The organism is Metabacillus indicus (genome assembly GCF_046603695.1).
GTDB lineage: Bacteria > Bacillota > Bacilli > Bacillales > Bacillaceae > Bacillus_P > Bacillus_P indicus.
Genome location: NZ_CP176757.1, coordinates 3,183,200 through 3,204,384 on the forward strand (window position 1 = coordinate 3,183,200; position 21,185 = coordinate 3,204,384).

A 21,185-nucleotide genomic window follows, 5' to 3' on the forward strand; every position below is an offset into this window, starting at 1 on the left:
CTGTACTACGTGTATTAGTTTTGGTAGTACACTTAATACAATAATTGTTTTTGTAATTATTGTCAATGGATTGTTGGGGAATTTTGGGAGTGTTTTTTGTGTTTGGGGTATCAAAACGCTTTTGATGGAACTATTACCGGGGTTCGGTGCCATCAACACGTAGATTTCCTCTTTTGATGGCACTTATCTCGGAGTTCAGAACCACCAACACGCAGATTTCCTTTTTTGATGGCACTTATCTCGGAGTTCTGAACCACCAACACGCAGATTTCCTTTTTTGATGGCACTTATCTCGGAGTTCTGAACCACCAACACGCAGATTACCTCTTTTGATGGCACTTATCTCGGAGTTCAGATCCATCAACACGCAGATTCCCTCTTTTGATGGCACTTATCTCGGAGTTCAGAACCATCAACACGCACTATCCCTTTTTTGATGGCACTTATCTCGGAGTTCTGAACCACCAACACGCACTATCCCTTTTTTGATGGCACTTATCTCAGAGATCAGAACCATCAAAACGCAGATTTCCTCTTTTGATGGCACTTATCTCAGAGATCAGAACCATCAAAACGCAGATTTCCTTTTTTGATGACACCAAACCTCCAGCACCTTCTAAAAAACACCTAAAAAACCGCTCCCAAACCCGGAAGCGGTCATTCATTATTCAGGACGCTGTTTCGATTTCACTTTCTGTCCCTGTTTTTCATATTTTTTCTTGGACTCTTTTACCGGATCAAATTCCTGGCCGAATTCGGTGTCGGTATTGTTGATGCCGTTTCTTGTTTTCTGTTCGGGGTTTTGCTGTTTTGAGCGTTTTTTCATACAGACTTCATCCTCCTAGTGATCAAGCAGAATCATTTCATTTTGAAGCTGCTGAAGCTGGATGCGCATTCTGTACAGCTGTTCTTTTTGCTGATCGTTTGCGCTCAGAGACAATGCATTGCACTCATTTACTGCATCTTCAAGCATTTGCTGCGCTTTAGAGTATTCTGTATCGTTGTAATGCTCCTGCTTTCTGCCTTCTGTATACTGGCTTTGGGCGAAATCATACGTATTTGAGCAATTATCGAGACATTCAGTAACAGATTGTCTTGTTGCCATGGCTGCAGACCTCCTATTGTAAAATGAAGCATTGTGCTCCATTACTCATATTGTTTGCCTAGAGCCTGTTCCTTTTACTGAAAAACAATTGGTAAATCCGGCTGTGCATGTTTGTCATAAGAGTCTGCCCCGTGATAAAATGCTCTGATGGCTTGTTGAAAATTTTTTTACAAAAAGGAGGTTTTTCCGCTGAAAGAGAAAAACCCTTTTCTATATGCAGCAGACGATAAAAGGTATCATACGTGGAATTACCACTTGCGGAATCATTTTGGACATAAGGTGTTTAAAGTGGCTCTGGACGGGGGATTTGACTGTCCGAACAGAGACGGGACGGCAGCTTTTGGAGGGTGTACGTTCTGCAGCGCAGCAGGTTCTGGCGATTTTGCCGGAAACCGCAAAGAAGATCTTGTCACGCAATTTTATGAAATTAAAGATAAAATGCACGAAAAGTGGAAAGACGGAAAGTATATGGCTTATTTTCAGGCTTTTACAAATACGCATGCTCCTGTTGAAGTTCTGAGGGAAAAGTTTGAATCTGTTCTTGCTCTTGACGGTGTTGTCGGCCTCTCTATCGCGACCCGGCCTGACTGCCTGCCTGATGATGTGGTTGAATATCTGGCAGAATTAAATGAGCGCACGTATCTTTGGGTTGAGCTCGGACTTCAGACCGTTCATGAACGCACGGCCCTGCTAATTAACCGGGCACATGATTTTGCCTGCTACGCTGAAGGTGTTGAAAAGCTGCGCAAGCATAACATAAGAGTCTGTACACACATTATTAACGGCTTGCCGCTTGAAACAAATGAAATGATGATGGAAACAGCCCGTGCCGCAGCAAAACTTGATGTGCAGGGGATTAAAATCCACCTTCTGCATTTGCTGAAAGGCACGCCTATGGTTAAGCAGTATGAAAAAGGGAAGCTTGAATTTCTTACAAAAGAGGATTATGTGGCATTAGTATGTGACCAGCTTGAAATTCTTCCCCCGGAAATGATTGTGCACCGCATAACAGGCGACGGGCCGATTGACCTGATGATCGGGCCGATGTGGAGCGTAAACAAATGGGATGTGCTGAATTCAATCGATGCGGAATTAAAGAGAAGAAACAGCTGGCAGGGAAAATTTCACAAGACAGAAAAGGCAGGACAATTATGACACTCGAACGGGTTCTCACATTTGCAAAAACACTTTTATCCAAAGCCGCAGCAGAAGGCGACATCGCCGTTGACGCTACAATAGGCAATGGGCATGATACAGTTTTCCTCGCAGAGCTTGTTGGAGAATCAGGTCACGTGTACGGCTTTGACATACAGGAAGAAGCAGTCCGCGCCACTTCAGAACGGATTTTACAGGCAGGATACGCTGACAGGGTGACTCTTTTTAAAGAGAGTCACGAAAACCTGGCTGATTTTATCCCTGAAAAATGGCATGGAAAAGCGGCCGGAGCCATATTCAACCTCGGATATCTTCCAGGTGGCGACAAATCGATTGTGACTAGACCGGATTTTACACTGAAGGCTGTTGAGCAGCTGCTTTCCGTCCTGAAAAAAGGCGGAATCATGATTCTTGTCATTTACCATGGCCACGAAGAAGGAAAAGCAGAAAGAGATGCCGTTTTGGACTTTGTGCAAAAGATTCCTCAAAAAGAGGCACATGTCCTTAAATATCAGTTCATGAATCAGAAAAACGACGCTCCTTTTATTGTGGCAATTGAGAAGATGAAGGCATAATCGTGCTGAAAACAGAAAACGGGCCTTGAAACCAGTTGGGTTTCAGGCCCGTTTTTTCATTACGAACTTCTTGCTGACAGCTTTTGAAATGCCCTGTAAGCTCTTCCGTTCCAGTAGAAAAACGATGATGTTTTTCCGCCAAGCTTGATCAGCTGCCTGGCAAGTCTGCCGAGATCTTTTCTGGCTGTAACTTTTTCATCTGAGAGATACACGCCAAGAAGTCCCCGGTGAATCAGTTTATGAAAGTTTTCGTGGGGAATGCCGTTCAAATTGGTTTCTGCCTGAACGACGAAGTGCTGGAGACGGCCCATCATTTCCCGTTCGTCTGAGTAATAATTGCAGAAATTCAGGTCGCCGCCGATTCTGTCTTCTTCCTGGTCAATCAGGTAATCGAGAAGGATATGCAGTCCCTGAACATAGGGGAAGTAGCTGTTTCTGATGCGGGCAGCTTCTGACTTGCTGAAGTCTTTTCTGAAGGCATAGGAGACAAGGCAAAAGATGCCCAATGTAGAGCCTGCACACGCAGAAAATTCATACCACTGCATGTCAGGAAGCTCCTGCCTGTGTGTTTCAAACCAAGTTTCAAGCCTTGGTATGCGCTCGTTCACTGTTACGTGCTTATGTACCTGCAGGTCGCAATAGTAGCGGGCAAGTTCAATCAGATAATCCGCAATGTATGGATAGTTATCTAGACCTGACAAAATTCGCTGGCACGTTTTCACGAGCTCATGCAAATATCCGCCGTCATCCTGGTCGGTCCTGTATGCATAGTAATTTTTAAGAGGGGCGCCGGCTGTAAGAGCGTCAGTCATCGATTCATGAAGCAACGCAAAGTCTTCCGGATTAAGAGACGTGCTTCTGTCGCAAAGGTTATCGAGATAATCGCTGATTGTCTGATAGGCGACAATGAACTCCACGCAGTCGTGCCTGCAGTCTCCTGACAGGAGCCCGTAGATGCCGCCTCCTTCACAATGAAAGGTCTTCGTGCTGATGCTTGCAAGGGCCTGGGTTCTAAGCTCAGTATTCGGGATCTGTTCCGCTTTTTCTTTCCACGTGTTCAGATGGAAATGAACAGACGGAAAGATGTCTTTATAAATTTTTGCCATAAGCAAAAGCGGGTGCTCAGGAATTGCCTTCAAGAAAATCACCTCTTTATGTTCCTCGCTCTAAATGCGCGCTGACAAACGCCTCAGCGTACTTAAATACTTGATCTCTCTCTGGTTCGTTAAATATTTCATGATAAAAGCCGTCCCATTCCTTATATGCCTTTTCTCTGAGCGGGGCGCGGTTAAACCAGGTTCTGACCAAGGAGTGATCCACTACCTTGTCATCTCCGCCCTGCATAACTAAAAGCGGCAGGTCAGGGAATTGCTTCACTTTCGCATGGGCCTGTTCCATTGCCTTAATGAGTTCACGATACCACCTTATAGATACTTTTGTCACATAAAGAGTATCATTTTCATCCGCATCTCTGACTTCCTTATTTCTCGTGGCCAGACTGACGGAAAGACCCGAATTCACTTTTAAAGAAGGCGCCAGGATATTTAAAGGTTTTGAAATAAGTTCCAGTGCTTTATTGGGCTTAAAAATAAGTCCAAGGCATGGAGATGAAAGGATCACACCATTAATGTGCTGATGTTCTTCCTGCAAAGCCCTGATGACGATAAGCCCTCCCATGCTGTGTCCAAGCAGAAACAGCGGAAGGCCAAGCTTTCTCGCTTCTTTTACCCAGATGTTAAACTCTGCAATGTATTCGTCAAAAGATTTTATATGCCCTCTGTTTCTTGTCGAAGTCCCCTGCCCCGGCAAGTCGCCCATAATCACATGATACCCTGCACATTTCCACATTTGGACGAGCCACCTGTATCGTCCATGATGCTCTGCAGCTCCATGAACAATGACAATGACACCTTTCGGATTCTCATCTTCACATTCCCATTTCCACATAAACTCATTTCACACCTTTCTAAAAGGTTTTTCACGCCTGCTTTAACCCGGTCGTTCTTTGGTATAATATGTTTGCCTAATTATATAACAAAAGGAGTTTGATCCGCATGATTTATCCCTATAAAGACACATATCCGGATATAGCAGATTCTGCTTTTATTGCAGATACAGCAACCGTTTCAGGTGACGTAGTCATCGGCCGGGAGTCAAGCATCTGGTTTGGAACCGTCATCAGGGGAGATGTGTCTCCTGTCAGAATCGGTGACAGAGTAAATGTTCAGGATCTCAGCTGTCTCCATCAAAGCCCGAACGCCCCGCTTGTATTGGAAGATGGCGTAACCGTTGGCCATTGTGTGATTCTGCACAGTTCCATCATCCGTAAACATGCGTTAATCGGGATGGGATCCATTATCCTCGACGGAGCTGAAATTGGAGAAGGCGCCTTTATCGGTGCAGGAAGCCTCGTTCCCCAGGGCAAGAAGATTCCGCCAAATACCCTTGCATTCGGCAGGCCCGCTAAAGTCGTCAGAGAATTAACAGACGAGGACCGCCTGGATATGGAGCGCATCCGCAGGGAGTACGCTGAAAAAGGACAGCTTTATAAAGCGGTGCAGGAAAACCGGGAATAACCCATGCCGTTTTTACATATTAGTTAACACCTGCAAAAAAGGGGTCTATTCGGCTGGGCTGATGACCGCGGAATGGCTCTTGACTGCTGTTCCGCGGTTTTTTTATGGATAAAAAGAATGTAAATTTCTTACTTGAAATCTTTACATTCCATTATTATTCTCTAAATATTTCGCCATTAAAATGGAGGTAAACAGTGTTGTAAAGGAGCATCGGATAGATGACTAAATTAATTGCAAACATGTACGATTTTGAATGCAGATTGTTCCGCAGTGTAAACCGTCATTTTGACCGGAAGTTCATGAATTGCTTTTTCCGGAATATCACCCATACCGGCGGAGCAGCCTTTACCATCTCGCTGTGCCTTCTTCTCCTTTTCATCACATCAGGCCAGCTGCGCCTTGCAGCGGCAGCAAGTGCAGCGGCATTATTGCTCAGCCACCTGCCCGTTGCCTATGTCAAAAAGCGCTACCCGAGAAAACGTCCTTATCTTGCGCTGCTTGAGACAAAGGTGCCGGCGAACCCGCTTGAGGATCATTCGTTTCCATCCGGCCATACAACAGCCATCTTTTCCGTCATCATACCCTTTTTATTCCTCTTTCCTCAAGCTGCCGTTATACTGCTTCCTCTAGGGTTCAGTGTAGGAATTTCGAGGATGTATCTCGGACTTCACTACCCCTCAGATGTCCTGGCAGGATGCATTCTTGGCACGACTGCCGGTATAACCTGCTATCTTTTCATTCAGAAATACTTTGGAGGGGCATCCTTTTTCCAGCTTCCATTGTAACGTGAAAGAGAACATTGCTGCTGCTGCAGACTCATGGAGGGGTAAAGATGAAAATTGCGATATTCACAGACACATTTGCACCTGATGTAAATGGCGTTGCGAGAACGTTAAAGCGTCTTACCGATTATTTAGAAGAAAAGGGCCACGAATACAAAGTTTTTGCGCCGGAAAGCACGAAGGAATCACTTTTTTCCAGCCATATACACAGATTTGCGAGCTCATCCTTTTTTCTGTATCCGGAATGCAGACTTGCATGGCCCAACATGCTGCAAGTAAAATCAGAACTCATGAAATTCAAACCCGACATCATCCATGTAGCCACTCCTTTTAACATTGGTCTATGCGGACTGCATTATGCCAAAAAATTAAATATCCCCTTAGTCGGTTCATACCATACAGATTTTGACCAGTATTTAGAATTTTACGATCTGCAGATTTTCTCGAAGCTATTATGGAAATATATGCTTTGGTTTCACCGCCCTCTCCAGAAAGTTTTTGTGCCCTCGGAAGAAACGAAACTTCAGGTGCTGCATCAGGGATTTGAGAATGTCCGCATCTGGTCGCGAGGCGTAGATTGTCAGCTTTTTCACCCTAACTACCTTCGGAGGGAAATCATTCAGGAATATCAGATAAAAGAAAAGTTTATTTTGACTTATGTAGGAAGGCTCGCCCCTGAAAAAGATGTGGAGACTTTTATGAAAATCTCCCATCAGCTCCCGCCTCAATTAAAAAACAAGGTTCACTTTCTTGTCGTCGGTGACGGGCCGTCAAAAGAAGAAATGATGAACGGGGCACCTGGCAATATGACCTTTGCAGGCTATGCAAGCGGCGAAAAGCTCGCTAAGATTTACTCAGGCTCAGATCTTTTTGTTTTCCCCTCACCAACCGAAACATTCGGAAACGTTGTGCTGGAAGCACTTGCTGCTGGGACTCCAGTAATCGGAGCAAACTCGGGCGGAGTGAAGAACATCATCCAGCATGGAAAAACAGGCTATCTTTGCGAAACCGGCTCCGTTTCAAGTTTTACCGGAGCCATTGAAACACTTCTCACTAATGATGCTCTGCGTTACCAGATGGGCATGAGCTCCCGTGCATATGCGCTGACACAGACGTGGGATTCTATTTTTGAAGGACTTCTCAATGAGTACAATGAAGTGCTTCATCAGCAGTCCTATATCCGGTACGCTTAATAAAAGGGAGACCGCCATCATGCGTTCTCCCTTTCCTGTGCTGTAATTTTCATTTTATTGCTTATTTCATTCTCCTGCATCATTCAGGAATGGACAAGCTCAAGAGGACTGAAAGTGTAAACATTTTCGATGAAAACCTGATGCCAGAGAATAAACGTCAATACTGTCCAAATTTTTCTGCTGTAATCTCCTTCGCCCCTTCTGTGCTTTTCAAGCATCCCAAGAGCAAGAGTCTTATCCAGCAGGTAATCCGTCCCGTTTTCCGTGAGGAGCGACCTTGCCCACTCATACATTTCATCTTTCAGCCAATCCCTGATCGGGACTGGAAAACCAAGTTTCCGTCTGTGCAGGACATGCGGCGGAACCAAATCACGGACAGCCTTCCGAAGCAGATACTTGGTTTCACTATTTTTCACTTTCCATTCATGCGGAATCTGCGCAGCAGCTCTGAAAACTTCTTTATCTAAAAAGGGAACCCTCAATTCAAGAGAATGTGCCATTGTCATTTTATCCGCCTTCACAAGGATGTCCCCTTTCAGCCAAGTCATAAGATCGATGTACTGCATCCTTGATATACTGTCAAGCTGACGAACTTCATCGAACAGGCATTTAGTAATTCCGGTTGGCTTTTCATACTGTTCCATATTTGTCAGCATCATCTTTTTCTCTGATGATGAAAAAATGTTTGCATTCCCTATGTACCTTTCTTCAAGGAGCGTTGTGCCTCTTTCGATAAAGCTCTTTCCTTTCATTCCTTCCGGGAACATGACCGACAGCTGTTTTAGCGCTTTCCTGATGGGATTAGGCAAATAGGTAAACAGGGACAGATCTCCAGGCTCTTTATAAATGTTATATCCCGCAAAAAGTTCATCTGCTCCCTCACCTGACAGAACAACAGTCACCTGTTTTCTGGCTTCTCTGGCAACAAAATAGAGCGGAATAGAAGCGGGATCTGCAACAGGATCATCCATATGCCAGATAATTTTCGGAAGCTCTCTCATAAATTCCTCATGGTCCACATAATAGGAAACGTTCTCTACTCCAATAGCAGCGGCCGTTTCTTTTGCCACGTCGATTTCACTGTAACCGGACTGACTAAATCCGACAGAAAATGTTTTCAGCCCGGGATGATACCTGCTCGCAATGGAAGCAATAATACTGGAATCTACCCCTCCCGATAAAAAAGAACCAACCGGAACATCACTTCTCATATGAAGTTTCACAGAGTCAATGAGTGCCTCCTGAATGTTCCTGATCATTTTTTTCTCATCAGCCTGCGCTTTTGGTTGAAGCATCGGCTTCCAGTAGCCTTCAATTTGAAGAGGCTGTCCAATATGCTTTGAAAAGAAAGATCCGGGCGGCACTTTTTGAATATGCTCCTGGATGGTACGGGGATCCGGAACATACTGAAACGAGAGATAATGCTGCAGTGATTGGCCGTCAATTACAGGGTCTGAACTGTGTTCTTTAATACTTTTCATCTCTGAAGCAAAAAGGATCGTATGTCCGTCTTCCATATAGTAGAGCGGCTTAATTCCAAAATGGTCCCTTGCTCCAAAAAGGTGCTTGTCTAACCTGTCCCAAATTAAAAAGGAAAACATCCCCCTTAAATAATCAACGACTTCCGCTCCATACAAGTGATACAGCGCGACAATCACTTCTGTATCTGTTTCCGTTTTTAATGAAGCTCCTTTTGATAGCAAGTGTTTTCTAAGCTCCACATAATTATAGATCTCTCCATTAAACACAATGTGATAGCGGCCGTTTTGATAAGGCATGGGCTGATGACCACCCTTTGCATCAATGATGCTCAGCCTTCTGAATGCAAAAATCACGTGCTCATCCTCAAACATCCCGCTGTCATCCGGACCCCTGTGCTTTATCATCCTGCCCGCATTTTTTATAAGCTCCCTGTACTCCGTTTTCTTTGTTTGACTGTAATCAATAACACCTGCAAAACCGCACATTTTTTTCCCTCCAGCTTCTTGTCTGCCTATGAAACGACAGAACCTGCCGGAAAGTTGCATATTTTTACAAAAAGACGGATTTTTTAATTGACTAAAAACCATTAGGAGCTTCTTAACCATCTGGCGTGCACGAGTTGTTCCGTTTAGTGCCCTTCAGCTTCTTCTCCACCATCTGAAGGGCACGATCCATCCGCTTTTGTGACCTTCAGCTTCTTCTCCACCAACTGAAGGGCACGATCCATTCGCTTTTGTTACCTTCAGCTTCTTCTCCACAAACTGAAGGGCACGATCCTTCCGCTTTTGTTACCTTCAGCTCCATCTCCACCAAATGAAGGGCATGATCCATCTGCTTTTGTGACCTTCAGCTCCTTCTCCACCATCTAAAGGGCACAATCCATCCTCTTTTCTGACCTTCAGCTCCTTCTCCACCATCTAAAGGGCACAATCCATCCTCTTTTCTGACCTTCAGCTCCTTCTCCACCGACTGAAGGGACAATTTTCCGCATTTTTTAAAGTTTAAAATTCAATAAGACACTTTCTCTCCACAAAACAAAAAAAGATGAAACCCGCCCTAAGGCAGATTCCATCTTTTATCAATTTTATCGGTTTAATGCTTGCTCTTTAAGTACTTCAGCTTTGTCCGTTCTTTCCCATGGAAGGTCAAGATCGTTGCGGCCGAAGTGACCGTAAGCAGCCGTTTGTTTGTAAATTGGACGACGAAGGTTCAGCATGTTGATGATGCCTGCTGGACGAAGGTCGAAGTTCTCGCGGACAACGTCTACCAGCACATCTTCTTTTACTTTACCTGTTTCAAATGTGTCGATTGCAATAGAAACCGGCTGTGCAACACCGATTGCGTATGCAAGCTGAACTTCACACTTGTCAGCAAGACCTGCAGCTACAATGTTTTTGGCAACGTAGCGCGCTGCATATGCTGCTGAGCGGTCAACTTTTGTAGGATCCTTGCCTGAGAATGCGCCGCCTCCGTGGCGAGCGTAGCCTCCGTAAGTGTCAACGATGATTTTGCGGCCAGTCAGACCAGCATCGCCTTGAGGTCCGCCGATAACAAAGCGTCCAGTCGGATTGATGAAATATTTTGTATCTTCATCAATTAACTCTTTCGGAACAACCGGGTTAATGACATGCTCTTTTACATTGCGCTGAATTTGCTCAAGTGAGATCTCAGGGTGATGCTGAGTAGAAATAACAATTGTGTCAATGCGCACAGGCTTGTCATTTTCATCGTATTCAACTGTAACCTGAGTTTTTCCATCCGGACGAAGGTAAGGAAGAATGTCTTCTTTACGCACTTCTGTTAGACGGCGGGAAAGCTTGTGAGCCAGTGAAATTGGAAGAGGCATAAGCTCTTTAGTTTCATTGTTAGCATATCCGAACATAAGACCCTGGTCACCTGCACCAATTGCATCGATTTGCTCGTCAGTCATTTTTCCTTCGCGGGCTTCAAGCGCCTGGTCAACACCCATGGCGATGTCAGCTGATTGCTCGTCGATGGAAGTAAGTACTGCACAAGTTTCAGCATCGAAACCGTATTTTGCACGAGTGTAGCCAATTTCCTTCACTGTTTCACGGACAATTTTAGGAATGTCTACATAAGTAGAAGTTGTGATTTCACCGGCAACAAGCACAAGACCTGTTGTTACAGATGTTTCGCAGGCTACACGGGCATTTGCATCTTTTTCAAGAATTGCATCGAGAATCGAATCAGAGATCTGGTCGCAGATTTTATCAGGATGACCTTCAGTTACTGACTCTGAAGTAAACAGACGACGTTGTTTAGTCATTAAAGTTTTCCTCCTCAAAAGGTAGATGATACGGAACTCATTCCCTTTCATATTTTGACCATTCGGCAAAATATTTCAGTTGGCATGTTTTAGGAGAATCCACGAGTACATTCAGGCAAAATATCATTAAAAAAGAACAAAAGCGCAAGTGCCTTGGTCAGATCCGATAGGCAAATAAGAATCCGGCGGAAAAGTCCGGGTTTGACTTTTTTGACGGATTTGTTCTGACAGAGGATCTAGGCACTGGAGCTGGACGAGGATAACTTTGTTATGTTATCCACAGCCATTTATTCTTTAATTTTCCTTAACAATAAAAAATCCTTTCCCGCGAGGAAAGGTTATTTACTGAATTCGCAGCCTTTCGCTCTTATCGATCAAGGGCTTTCGCCTTGCATCAGGTTAGCACCTTTGCTTTTCAAATTCACTCAGGGCATTCTGATCTGAAATGAATTTTTCCGGTAAAGCAGGTTGCTGGGTTTCACAGGGCCTGTCCCTCCACCAGCTCGGGATAAGAGAATCCGTTCAAGGTCATATGATAGCGCACTTATAATGCAGGTGTCAACAAAAAATGACAAGGTTTTTATGTTCCTTTTTTTTACTCTCCCATCTTCTTTTCCACAAAAAGTTGCGTACGAAACACTTCTATTATATATGTATCATTTTCATGGAAAACAAAGCTGAATTTGTTCCATTTTGTGATTTTGCACGTAGAATAAGTTAAATAGTATAGACTATTTATTTTAATGTGTTATACTAATTAACAAGAGCAGGATGAAACTATAGATAAAAATCCGAAATATAGGTAAAGGATGGGTATGGGATGAATTCAATCGAAATCACAAACGAGCTTGAAGTATTACTTAATGGGGAAAATGCATTTCATAACTTATCGGTTCCAGTTCTTGTTGAAAAGGTTCTGGAGCGAAAAGAAGGCGTTTTAACATCAACGGGAGCCGTACGTGCAACTACAGGCACATATACAGGCCGCTCACCTAAGGATAAATTCATTGTAAACGAAAAATCCACAGAAGACAAAATTGAATGGGGTTCTGTGAATCAGCCTTTCTCAGAAGCAGCATTTGAAAAGCTATACTTAAAAGTCCTTTCATACTTAAAAGACCGCAATGAACTATTTGTTTTCAAAGGATTCGCCGGCGCTGATACGAAATACCGGCTTCCGATTCAGGTTGTAAACGAGTTTGCATGGCACAACTTGTTTGCCCAGCAGCTTTTTATCCAGCCTGGAAGTCCAGATGAACTTGTTCAGCATACAAATCCATTTACAATCGTTTCTGCACCGAATTTCAAAGCAGATCCTGCTGTTGACGGCACAAATTCCGAAACATTCATTATTGTCTCTTTCGAAAAAAGAACGATTTTAATCGGCGGTACGGAATATGCAGGCGAAATGAAGAAATCCATTTTTTCTGTTATGAACTACCTTCTGCCTGAGAGCGGCATTCTGCCGATGCACTGCTCGGCTAACGTCGGCCAGGAAGGAGATGTCGCCCTTTTCTTCGGACTTTCAGGAACAGGAAAGACAACGCTTTCTGCTGACCCGAAACGCAAACTGATCGGCGATGACGAGCACGGCTGGTCAAATGCGGGTGTTTTTAATATCGAGGGAGGCTGTTATGCCAAGTGCATCAACCTCACAAGAGAAAAAGAACCGCAAATCTTTGATGCGATCCGATTTGGATCTGTTTTGGAAAATGTGGTCCTAGATGACGATACAAGAGCGGCAGATTATGATGATACATTCTTCACTGAAAATACAAGAGCAGCTTACCCGCTTGAAGCGATGGACAATATCGTGATGCCGAGCATTGCCGGACATCCTCATACAATCGTCTTTTTGACAGCTGATGCATTCGGAGTTCTGCCTCCGATCAGCAAACTGACGAAAGAACAGGCAATGTACCATTTCCTTAGCGGCTATACAAGCAAGCTTGCCGGAACAGAGCGCGGCATTACATCACCGCAGGCTACGTTCTCAACATGCTTTGGCTCGCCATTCCTTCCGCTTCCGGCTACCGTTTATGCGGAAATGCTCGGACGCAAAATCGATGAGCACGGTGCCAATGTGTTCCTTGTCAACACTGGATGGACCGGCGGAGAGTACGGTACAGGGCAGCGTATGAAGCTTAAATATACGCGTGCAATGGTACAGTCTGCCCTTGAAGGAGAGCTTGACAGCGTTGAGACAGTAACTGATGCAAACTTCGGTCTGCAAATTCCTATTCATGTACCTGGCGTGCCTGATGAAGTGCTCCAGCCTGTGAAGACATGGGACAGCTCGGAAGCCTACAACGCAAAGGCGCAGGAGCTTGCTGGACAATTCAAACAAAACTTCAAAAAGTTCAAGAACGTTTCGGCTGATATTGAAACGCTTGGCGGACCTACAGTCTAAGAACAAAAGCGCAAGCGCCTTGGTCAGATCCGATAGGCAGATAAGAATCCGGCGGAAAAGTCCGGTTTTGACTTTTTTGACGGATTTGTTCTGACAGAGGATCTAGGCGCTGGAGCTGGACGATGATAACTTTGTTATGTTATCCACAGCCTTTTATTCTTTATAATTTCCTGGTTAACAATAAAAAATCTGTGCCCTCTTCTGCGGCACAGATTTTTTTGTTTCTTCTCCTTCATTTCCATATATTAATAAAATAAAATTCTCTTTTTTTATACAAATTTCAGTCCGCCTGTGCTAAAGTAGTTTCTATAACTCATGTACAAATGTATCTTTCAGGAGGACACATCAATGAAAATCAAGCTCGGATTATTGCCGAAAATTGTACTGGCCATCGCATTAGGTGTCGTGATCGGAAGCATTTCTCCCGAATGGCTGGTAAAAGGCTTCGCTACTTTTAACGGGATTTTCGGAAACTTTATTAATTTTGCCATCCCATTTATCATCATTGGCTTTATTGCTCCAGGTATTGGACAGCTCGGAAAAGGCGCAGGAAAACTGCTCGGGATGACAACAGGCTTTGCCTATCTGTCTACCATTTTTGCAGGTATCCTTGCTTTTGCGGCAGCATCCTTTATCCTGCCTTCATTTATCTCAGAAAATAAACTTGTTCAAACTGATAACCCTGAAGAGTTTCTTCAGAAACCCTTTTTTGAAATCGGCATGCCGCCTGTGATGGAAGTCATGAGCGCCCTTCTTTTCGCGTTTATCATCGGAATCGGCCTTGCATCGATTAAAGGAAACACACTGCAGCATGCATTTGAAGATTTCCAGAAGATCGTGGAAAAATTAATCAAAACGGTCATCATTCCGCTTCTTCCTTTTCACATTTTCGGAATCTTTGCGAACATGACATTTGGAGGACAGGTTCAATCCATTCTGTCTGTTTTTGCAAAAGTCTTTATCCTGATTATTGCTTTGCATCTAACAATGCTTCTTCTGCAATACAGCACGAGCGGATTGCTGACGAAAAACAATCCTTTCAAACTTTTAAAAATCATGTCGCCAGCTTATTTCACAGCGCTTGGAACACAGTCATCTGCAGCGACTATTCCTGTCACGCTTGGTCAGGTGAAGAAAACAGGCGTTCAGGCGAAAGTGGCCGATTTCAGCGTGCCGCTGCTTGCAACAGTTCACCTTTCAGGCAGCACGATTACTCTTGTCTGCTGTGCGATGGGCGTTATGATGATGAACGGCACAGTCCCGACTGCCGGAATGATGATTCCGTTTATCCTTATGCTCGGGATCACAATGGTCGCAGCACCGGGTGTACCTGGCGGAGCGGTCATGGCAGCGATCGGCCTTCTGAAGACGATGCTCGGCTTTGATCCGACGATGGTATCCCTCATGATTGCTCTGTATCTTGCACAGGACAGCCTTGGAACAGCAACAAATGTGACTGGTGACGGTGCACTTACAATGCTTGTAAACAAGTTCAGCACAAAGAAAGCACAAAAAATAAATGAATCGAAAATAGCTGTATAAAAGAAAAACGTTTGGCCGCATTTGCAGCCAAACGTTTTTTCTTTTTCCCCTCAGGTTACGTATGATAGTATTGTATAAAAAAGGCAGTTAAGGAGGTGATCACTTTGGCAGACTTATTCCATTTGCCGGATACTGCAGCAACTCATGCAAAGCCCAGTATTAAAAAGGCGATCCTTTGCATGAGGCAAATCACGAGTAAGGCAATCCGTGCCTAACATTCCGCATCGCCATTAATGCCAGGCTTTGCCCTTATTTCTCTATTAAAAAATAAGGAGCTGGCAGAAATGAAATATGTTAACGCAAATGAGGTTCTTCCTGACAGACTGATTACTGAAATTCAGCAATATATCCAGGGAGAGTCTATCTATATACCGCGGCCTGAATCCAGCCGCCAAAAATGGGGAAGCTGTTCCGGCAGCAGAAAATGGATTGATGAAAGAAATGACAGCATCCGTACATCCTTCCGCAACGGCAGCACCATACAGGAGCTTGCACAGGAATATTTCCTTTCCTCAGAGACTATAAAAAAAATTGTCTATAAACGAAAACCGGCAGCGGATGATCAATAAGATCATCCCTCTTTTTATGCCGAGTTTCCTTCTATTTGTTTCATCCATTTAAATAACGGATAAATCGTGCATATAATAAAAGAAAGCCGGTTCAACCGGCTGTTTAGAAGCGGAGTGAATTAAAAATGGAACCATTTATCCGAAGCGACCAGTACAACCATATAAAGGCACAGGCACAGATTCTTGTGAATGGGCACAGCACGGCTAATGACCGCCATGTCTTAGACGCACTAAAATCACTTGCGGCAGAAAGGGCTACAGCTGTATTCGAAGAACTTTCTCCTGAGCAGAGAGACCTTATTTCCCCTGTTTCAGATGTTAAAGACACGATGGATGCCGATGCATATCTTGCCAAACTGCGTCCATATACGATTCCGTTCAGGCCGTTAACGGAGCAGTCTGTCAAAAAACTTTTCCCGAAAGCAAAAAAATTAAAGCTTCCCTCTTTTGCGCAAGAGCTGGAACTAAACGAAGTATCCTATATCGGCTGGCACGACAAAGGTACGGGAAAATACTTTATGATAGCGGAATCAGGAGAAAAATGGACCGGACTAAGCGGAACCTTCAGCAGCAGTTACCAGAAAGGCATCTGTACAATCTGCGGAAAATTCGCAGAAACAGGACTTTTTACAGTAGAGCTGAAAGGATCAGAGCAGGGAACGTACGTTAAAAAGGGAAACTATATTTGCAAAGATGCCAAAACATGCAATGAGAATCTGACTTCAGTGGACAAACTGCATGACTTTCTTGATTGGATGAAAACCATATAAAGGAGAGATTCCATGGAGCTTAATCAGGCGTTCAGAAACAGACTGGGTTTACCCGCCGGCAGCACCATTTCATTTGAACAGCTTGAGGACCTGCTTGAGCGGACGGCCTCAGCTTTTCCTTTCGAAAATTTTCGTGTGCTGACCGGACAGACAAAGCCCGTCACTAAAGAAAACCTGACAGAAAAAATACTGGCCGGGAATGAAGGCGGGCTCTGTTATGAACTGAACCCCCTCCTCTATCATTTTCTTCTGGAAAACCATTTGAACGTAAAATTGGTCAGGGGAATGGTCTATGACCACCATAACAACTGCTTCAGCCGGACAGGAAGAACACATACCGCCATCCTTCTTGACCATGACAGCAGTCAATATCTGATTGATACAGGATTTGGAGGAAATCTTCCGTTAAAACCTGTTCCTCTAAATGGAGAGGTTATCAGCTCCCGCAATGGAGAGTTCCGCGTGGCTGAGGTTCCGGAGTTTTCAGGAGAATATCTGCTTGAGATGAAGCTTTCAGGCAGAGATACAGATTGGAAAAAAGGATATGTATTTGACTCAAGAGAAATGCAGGAGTCAGAATTAGATGAAATGCAGAATGTTATCTGTCACTCTGAATTCTCCCCATTTAACAAAAAACCTTTAGCCGTAAAAATAACAGACAGCGGCACGGTCACACTGACCGATACCTCACTCACCCGTACGATAAACGGCCGGGCTGAAAAGACAGCGATACAGCCGGAAGAGTTTGCTCATTTGGCGAAAACTCTTTTTCAGCTCAATTATAAAAGCTGCTGATGTGCTCAGCAGCTTTTTTGTATGCAGACGTCATTTCAGATGCTTTAATTCGTCGACTTCAGCGCAATCAGCTGATACGTCAGGATGGTTTTTGAGTCGACAAGTTCAAGTTTTTTAATCAGAGCCTGTCCGCTGACATCGCCGTCTTTTGTTTTTCTGACCTCAACAGGTATTTCCAGCGGATAAATGCGATAACCCTCTTTTTCAAGCGAAAAAAGATTCTCTTCCAGCCTGCTCTCTCTTCCTTTGGTCACGATCATTGTGTTCAGCTCTAAAGGCATACCCATCCTCATCACTCCTCTTCTTATATAGCTTTATTTTATCATAACCGTTCCCGGTTTTACTGCTTTTTCATCCATGCTGTAAGGTCCTTCACGACTTTTCTGTTTACAGCCGGTGGAAAATAGTGCGTATACTCCTCAAAGTACATCGTTTCTGCTTTTATTCCGAGTTCCAAAAGCCTGTTCTCCAATAAATGAGCATGCTGCACGGACACATTCTGATCATGCATCCCGTGGATGATTAAGATTGGCGCATGCCAGTCCTCAAGTTCGTAAAGAGGCGTTCTCCAGTGGTACCGTTCCGGATATTTGGACGGAGTCCCTCCTATCACCCGCTTCATCATTCTCCTCATGTCTTCTCTTTCTTCATAGGTCAGCGTCATATCCGATACCCCGCCCCATGTCACAACCGATTTCACATCCCGGTCAAGCAGTCCTGCAAACAGCGCCATGACGCCGCCTCTGGAAAAACCGAACACGTGAATCCGTTCGTTTATCACTTTTGAATGATTTTTCAGCAGCGTTAAAGCATGCAGGGCATCATATCTGTCTTCTCCTGCGAAATCTTCATTCCCTTCTCCTCCCTGATTCCCCCTGTAGAAAGGAGCCATGACGACAAACCCTTCAGATGCAAACTGCACGATCCGCCCGGGTCTGACTTTGCCGACATTCTTAATGCCGCCGCGCAAATACAGAAAACCGTCATATACTCCCTCTTGCACAGGTTCTGCGAGCAGTCCCTTCACCTTCAGGCCTTCAGACAAATAGGTGACGATTTCCAGTCTGACAGCGGGATTGGGAGACGGCATCACCTGGCGTTCAACAATAGATCCGTTTTCCATCTTCCCTTCACCTCACAAAACGATAATAGGCATTCACACATTTTCGCTGAATTCATACACTATTTCAGGCGTTACAATACTGAAAACTTATTTTACCTATTTTTAATGGTGTCTGTCACCAAGGAGGATTATGTATGAAAAAAAAGCTGATTGGCTTTTGTCTGCTTGCTCTGCTCGTCTTTACAATGAGCGCGTGCAATCAAAGCAAGCCGGAAAAAATCAGACTCGCTGAAGTCACCCATTCCATTTTCTATGCTCCTCTTTATGCAGCGATGTCTGAAGGGTTTTTTGAAGAAGAAGGTCTTGATGTCGAACTGACAACTACGTGGGGCGGTGACAAGACGATGACGGCCCTGCTCTCAGATGGAGCTGATATCGCGCTAGTCGGCTCTGAAACATCCATTTATGTTTCAGCACAGGGCTCAAAGGATCCTGTGATCAACTTCGCACAGCTCACTCAGACAGACGGAACCTTCCTTGTTTCACGCGAGAAAATAGACAATTTCAGCTGGGACCAGCTGAAAGGCACAACATTCCTCGGCCAGCGTAAAGGCGGCATGCCGCAGATGGTTGGCGAATTTGTCCTGAAGCAGCAGGGAATTGATCCTAAGGCGGATCTGGAACTGATTCAGAATATTGATTTTGCTAATATTCCGAGCGCATTTGCATCAGGCACAGGCGATTTCGTCCAGCTCTTTGAACCGACTGCAAGTATTTTTGAAAAAGAAGGTACAGGGCATATTGTGGCATCCTTCGGCGAGGAATCCGGCAAAGTCCCATATACGACCTTTATGGCAAAGCAAAGCTTCCTGAAAGACGATAAAGAAGCGGCTGAAAAATTCACAAAAGCGATTTATAAAGCGCAGCAATGGGTGGAAGAAAATAACGCGGAAACAATCGCAAAATCCATTGCCCCTCAATTTAAAGATACAGAACTCGACCTGATCACGACGGTGGTCGAACGCTATAAAGCTCAAGGATCATTTGCCACAGACCCGATCCTTGATGAAGCAGAGTGGACGAATCTTCAGGACATCATGGAAGAAGCCGGCGAACTCCCTGCGCGGATTAATCACGCCGAGCTTGTTAATACAAAGTTTGCTGAAGATGCCGCAAAGTAAGGAGGTTTCAGCATGTCTTTCTTAACGGTCCAGCATATCCATCACATCTACTTCACTAAAGAATCCGCAACTCTTGCATTAGAGAACATTGACCTTGAAATTAAAGAAGGAGAATTCATTTCTTTCCTAGGCCCGAGCGGCTGCGGCAAAACCACGCTGCTGTCCATCATAGCAGGACTGATTTCTCCGACAAAAGGCAAGGTGCTGATGGAAGGAAAACCTGTTGACCGGTTCTCCTCATCCATCGGCTATATGCTTCAGCAGGATTATCTTTTTCCCTGGAAGACCATTGAAGAGAATATTCTTCTCGGATTAAAAATTGGAGGAAAGCTCACACCGGAGGCAAGGATGAGAGGGCTTTCCCTCCTTGCTGAAATGGGACTCGAAAATGTGGAGAAAAGCTACCCTCGTCAGCTTTCAGGCGGGATGAGGCAGAGGGCGGCACTTGTCAGAACGCTTACAACCGATCCCAAGCTTCTGATGCTCGACGAACCATTCTCGGCTCTCGATTATCAGACAAAGCTTAAATTAGAAGACCTTGTATGGAGCACACTGAAAGATTACGGGAAGACTGCCCTGCTTGTTACCCATGATATCGGGGAAGCCATCGCCATGAGCGACCGCATCTTTCTTCTCTCGTCAAAGCCCGGAAGAGTGGCCAAAACATTTATCATACCCGAAGAACTGAAGAAGCTTGAGCCATTTCAGGCAAGGCAGCACCCTTCCTTCAATGATCTCTTTCAGCACATATGGAAGGAGCTGGACCTTCTCGATGAAAAAGGATGAACTGCAGCAGCTGCATCTCTCGTATTTAAAAGGGCTGAAAAAAGAGAAGAACTGGATAAGATTTTACCAGCTTCTAATATTCGTTTCTTTCTTTTCACTATGGGAGCTTGCGGGAAAAAGAGAATGGATTGATCCTCTTCTCTTCAGCTACCCGTCGAAGATCTGGAGCTTGTTTTTAGAAAAAACAGCAGATGGCTCGCTTGCCGCGAACTTGAGCGTCACTTTGTTTGAAACCGTGCTCGGCTTTATCCTCGGCACACTTGCGGGCACCGTACTTGCCGCCATTCTCTGGTGGTCAAAACGATTGTCGAATATCCTTGATCCCTACCTTGTCATCTTAAACGCAATGCCTAAAGTTGCACTTGGACCCATCCTGATCGTAGCACTCGGTCCCGGCTACTTTTCCATCATTGCTATGGGGGCCATCATCTCCATCATTATTACAACCATCGTTGTCTACACCGCATTCAGGGAAATTGATGCCAACTACCTGAAGGTCCTGCAGACATTCGGCGCGAAAAAATGGCAGATGTTCAAGGAAGCCGTTCTTCCCTCTTCCTTCCCAACCATTATCTCGACGTTAAAAGTCAACGTCGGCTTATCCTGGGTAGGTGTCATCGTCGGAGAATTTCTCGTATCCGCAAAAGGACTCGGCTACATGATCATTTACGGCTTTCAGGTCTTTAACTTTACCCTCGTTCTCCTCTCTCTCATCATCATCGCGTGCTTTGCCACGATCATGTATCAGGCGGTGGAGCTGCTTGAGAGAAGGCTTGTGAAAGACAGAGAATAAATGCAGCTGCGCGGGCAGCTGTATTTTTTGTATTTGCGCTGGTGAGATAGTGTTTTTTTCCGGGTTTGATTTTTTTGGTGCCCTCTATTTTGTGCTGGTTGATTTATAGGGCATCATTTTA

General features: G+C 44.7%; 21 protein-coding genes and 1 riboswitch. Of the genes, 13 read left to right on the forward strand and 8 right to left on the reverse strand.

The annotated features are described in order from the left end of the window. Positions 1-664: 664 nt before the first annotated feature. Both ACK1LH_RS16315 and ACK1LH_RS16320 read right to left on the reverse strand, forming a co-directional pair. Positions 665-826 (reverse strand): hypothetical protein, encoded by a 162-nt coding sequence (locus ACK1LH_RS16315; RefSeq protein WP_029278881.1) that lies wholly within the window; start codon positions 824-826, stop codon positions 665-667. A 15-nt stretch (positions 827-841) separates the two neighbouring features. Next, complete coding sequence (locus ACK1LH_RS16320; protein WP_029278879.1) at positions 842-1,105, reverse strand: YtzC family protein; 264 nt, start codon at positions 1,103-1,105, stop codon at positions 842-844. 189 nt (positions 1,106-1,294) lie between these two features. Between ACK1LH_RS16320 and ACK1LH_RS16325 the strand changes: the two genes are divergently transcribed. Beyond that, positions 1,295-2,260 carry a TIGR01212 family radical SAM protein gene (locus tag ACK1LH_RS16325; protein ID WP_411335110.1) on the forward strand — a complete coding sequence of 322 codons (966 nt, stop codon included), beginning with the start codon at positions 1,295-1,297 and terminating at the stop codon, positions 2,258-2,260. Beyond that, positions 2,257-2,835, forward strand: a complete 579-nt coding sequence (locus tag ACK1LH_RS16330) for a class I SAM-dependent methyltransferase (protein WP_411333636.1) — start codon at positions 2,257-2,259, stop codon at positions 2,833-2,835. The genes ACK1LH_RS16325 and ACK1LH_RS16330 overlap by 4 nt, the downstream gene beginning before the upstream one ends. Positions 2,836-2,894: 59 nt before the next feature. On the opposite strand, the gene ACK1LH_RS16335 is transcribed toward ACK1LH_RS16330, so the two are convergent. Together ACK1LH_RS16335 and ACK1LH_RS16340 are read right to left on the reverse strand one after the other, a co-directional pair. Further along, a complete protein-coding gene (locus ACK1LH_RS16335) occupies positions 2,895-3,941 on the reverse strand; it encodes a tetraprenyl-beta-curcumene synthase family protein (protein ID WP_411335111.1) in 1,047 nt (348 codons plus the stop codon). A gap of 46 nt (positions 3,942-3,987) precedes the next feature. Next, complete coding sequence (locus tag ACK1LH_RS16340) at positions 3,988-4,782, reverse strand: alpha/beta hydrolase (protein WP_029278870.1); 795 nt, start codon at positions 4,780-4,782, stop codon at positions 3,988-3,990. 107 nt (positions 4,783-4,889) lie between these two features. Between ACK1LH_RS16340 and ACK1LH_RS16345 the strand changes: the two genes are divergently transcribed. The 3 genes from ACK1LH_RS16345 (at position 4,890) to ACK1LH_RS16355 (ending at position 7,386) form a co-directional block, all read left to right on the forward strand. Beyond that, complete coding sequence (locus ACK1LH_RS16345) at positions 4,890-5,411, forward strand: gamma carbonic anhydrase family protein (RefSeq protein WP_029565869.1); 522 nt, start codon at positions 4,890-4,892, stop codon at positions 5,409-5,411. A gap of 218 nt (positions 5,412-5,629) precedes the next feature. Then, positions 5,630-6,196 carry a phosphatase PAP2 family protein gene (locus ACK1LH_RS16350; RefSeq protein WP_411333639.1) on the forward strand — a complete coding sequence of 189 codons (567 nt, stop codon included), beginning with the start codon at positions 5,630-5,632 and terminating at the stop codon, positions 6,194-6,196. Between the two features lie 47 nt (positions 6,197-6,243). Continuing rightward, positions 6,244-7,386, forward strand: a complete 1,143-nt coding sequence (locus tag ACK1LH_RS16355; protein ID WP_029278865.1) for a glycosyltransferase family 4 protein — start codon at positions 6,244-6,246, stop codon at positions 7,384-7,386. Positions 7,387-7,469: 83 nt separating this feature from the next. On the opposite strand, the gene asnB is transcribed toward ACK1LH_RS16355, so the two are convergent. Next, positions 7,470-9,353: an asparagine synthase (glutamine-hydrolyzing) gene (gene asnB / locus ACK1LH_RS16360; RefSeq protein ID WP_411333640.1), complete on the reverse strand. Its 1,884-nt coding sequence runs from the start codon at positions 9,351-9,353 to the stop codon at positions 7,470-7,472. Positions 9,354-9,952: 599 nt separating this feature from the next. Continuing rightward, on the reverse strand, positions 9,953-11,155 hold the full coding sequence (gene metK / locus ACK1LH_RS16365) for a methionine adenosyltransferase (protein WP_203288476.1): 1,203 nt from the start codon (positions 11,153-11,155) through the stop codon (positions 9,953-9,955). Positions 11,156-11,519: 364 nt separating this feature from the next. Beyond that, positions 11,520-11,670, reverse strand: a riboswitch (SAM riboswitch). Between the two features lie 305 nt (positions 11,671-11,975). Here metK and pckA point away from each other — a divergent pair. The 5 genes from pckA to ACK1LH_RS16390 all read left to right on the forward strand — a co-directional run bounded on the left by pckA (position 11,976) and on the right by ACK1LH_RS16390 (position 17,241). Beyond that, positions 11,976-13,565: a phosphoenolpyruvate carboxykinase (ATP) gene (pckA, locus tag ACK1LH_RS16370; protein WP_411333642.1), complete on the forward strand. Its 1,590-nt coding sequence runs from the start codon at positions 11,976-11,978 to the stop codon at positions 13,563-13,565. 354 nt (positions 13,566-13,919) lie between these two features. After that, positions 13,920-15,107 (forward strand): dicarboxylate/amino acid:cation symporter, encoded by a 1,188-nt coding sequence (locus ACK1LH_RS16375; protein WP_406818048.1) that lies wholly within the window; start codon positions 13,920-13,922, stop codon positions 15,105-15,107. Positions 15,108-15,391: 284 nt separating this feature from the next. Then, positions 15,392-15,676, forward strand: a complete 285-nt coding sequence (locus ACK1LH_RS16380; RefSeq protein WP_411333644.1) for a CD3324 family protein — start codon at positions 15,392-15,394, stop codon at positions 15,674-15,676. Positions 15,677-15,801: 125 nt separating this feature from the next. Continuing rightward, positions 15,802-16,446, forward strand: coding sequence for a FusB/FusC family EF-G-binding protein (locus tag ACK1LH_RS16385; protein ID WP_411333645.1), 645 nt, complete (start codon positions 15,802-15,804; stop codon positions 16,444-16,446). A gap of 12 nt (positions 16,447-16,458) precedes the next feature. Then, positions 16,459-17,241, forward strand: a complete 783-nt coding sequence (locus ACK1LH_RS16390) for an arylamine N-acetyltransferase family protein (RefSeq protein ID WP_411333646.1) — start codon at positions 16,459-16,461, stop codon at positions 17,239-17,241. Between the two features lie 44 nt (positions 17,242-17,285). On the opposite strand, the gene ACK1LH_RS16395 is transcribed toward ACK1LH_RS16390, so the two are convergent. Both ACK1LH_RS16395 and ACK1LH_RS16400 read right to left on the reverse strand, forming a co-directional pair. Beyond that, positions 17,286-17,528 (reverse strand): DUF2584 domain-containing protein, encoded by a 243-nt coding sequence (locus ACK1LH_RS16395; protein ID WP_411333647.1) that lies wholly within the window; start codon positions 17,526-17,528, stop codon positions 17,286-17,288. A 53-nt stretch (positions 17,529-17,581) separates the two neighbouring features. After that, positions 17,582-18,364: an alpha/beta hydrolase family protein gene (locus tag ACK1LH_RS16400; protein WP_029278851.1), complete on the reverse strand. Its 783-nt coding sequence runs from the start codon at positions 18,362-18,364 to the stop codon at positions 17,582-17,584. 134 nt (positions 18,365-18,498) lie between these two features. On the opposite strand from ACK1LH_RS16400, the gene ACK1LH_RS16405 reads away from it, so the two are divergent. The 3 genes from ACK1LH_RS16405 to ACK1LH_RS16415 are packed head-to-tail and all read left to right on the forward strand — an operon-like array spanning position 18,499 to position 21,064. Next, positions 18,499-19,485: an ABC transporter substrate-binding protein gene (locus tag ACK1LH_RS16405; protein ID WP_029278849.1), complete on the forward strand. Its 987-nt coding sequence runs from the start codon at positions 18,499-18,501 to the stop codon at positions 19,483-19,485. 12 nt (positions 19,486-19,497) lie between these two features. Then, a complete protein-coding gene (locus tag ACK1LH_RS16410; protein WP_029278847.1) occupies positions 19,498-20,271 on the forward strand; it encodes an ABC transporter ATP-binding protein in 774 nt (257 codons plus the stop codon). Then, on the forward strand, positions 20,258-21,064 hold the full coding sequence (locus ACK1LH_RS16415) for an ABC transporter permease (RefSeq protein WP_029278846.1): 807 nt from the start codon (positions 20,258-20,260) through the stop codon (positions 21,062-21,064). The genes ACK1LH_RS16410 and ACK1LH_RS16415 overlap by 14 nt, the downstream gene beginning before the upstream one ends. Positions 21,065-21,185 lie beyond the last annotated feature (121 nt).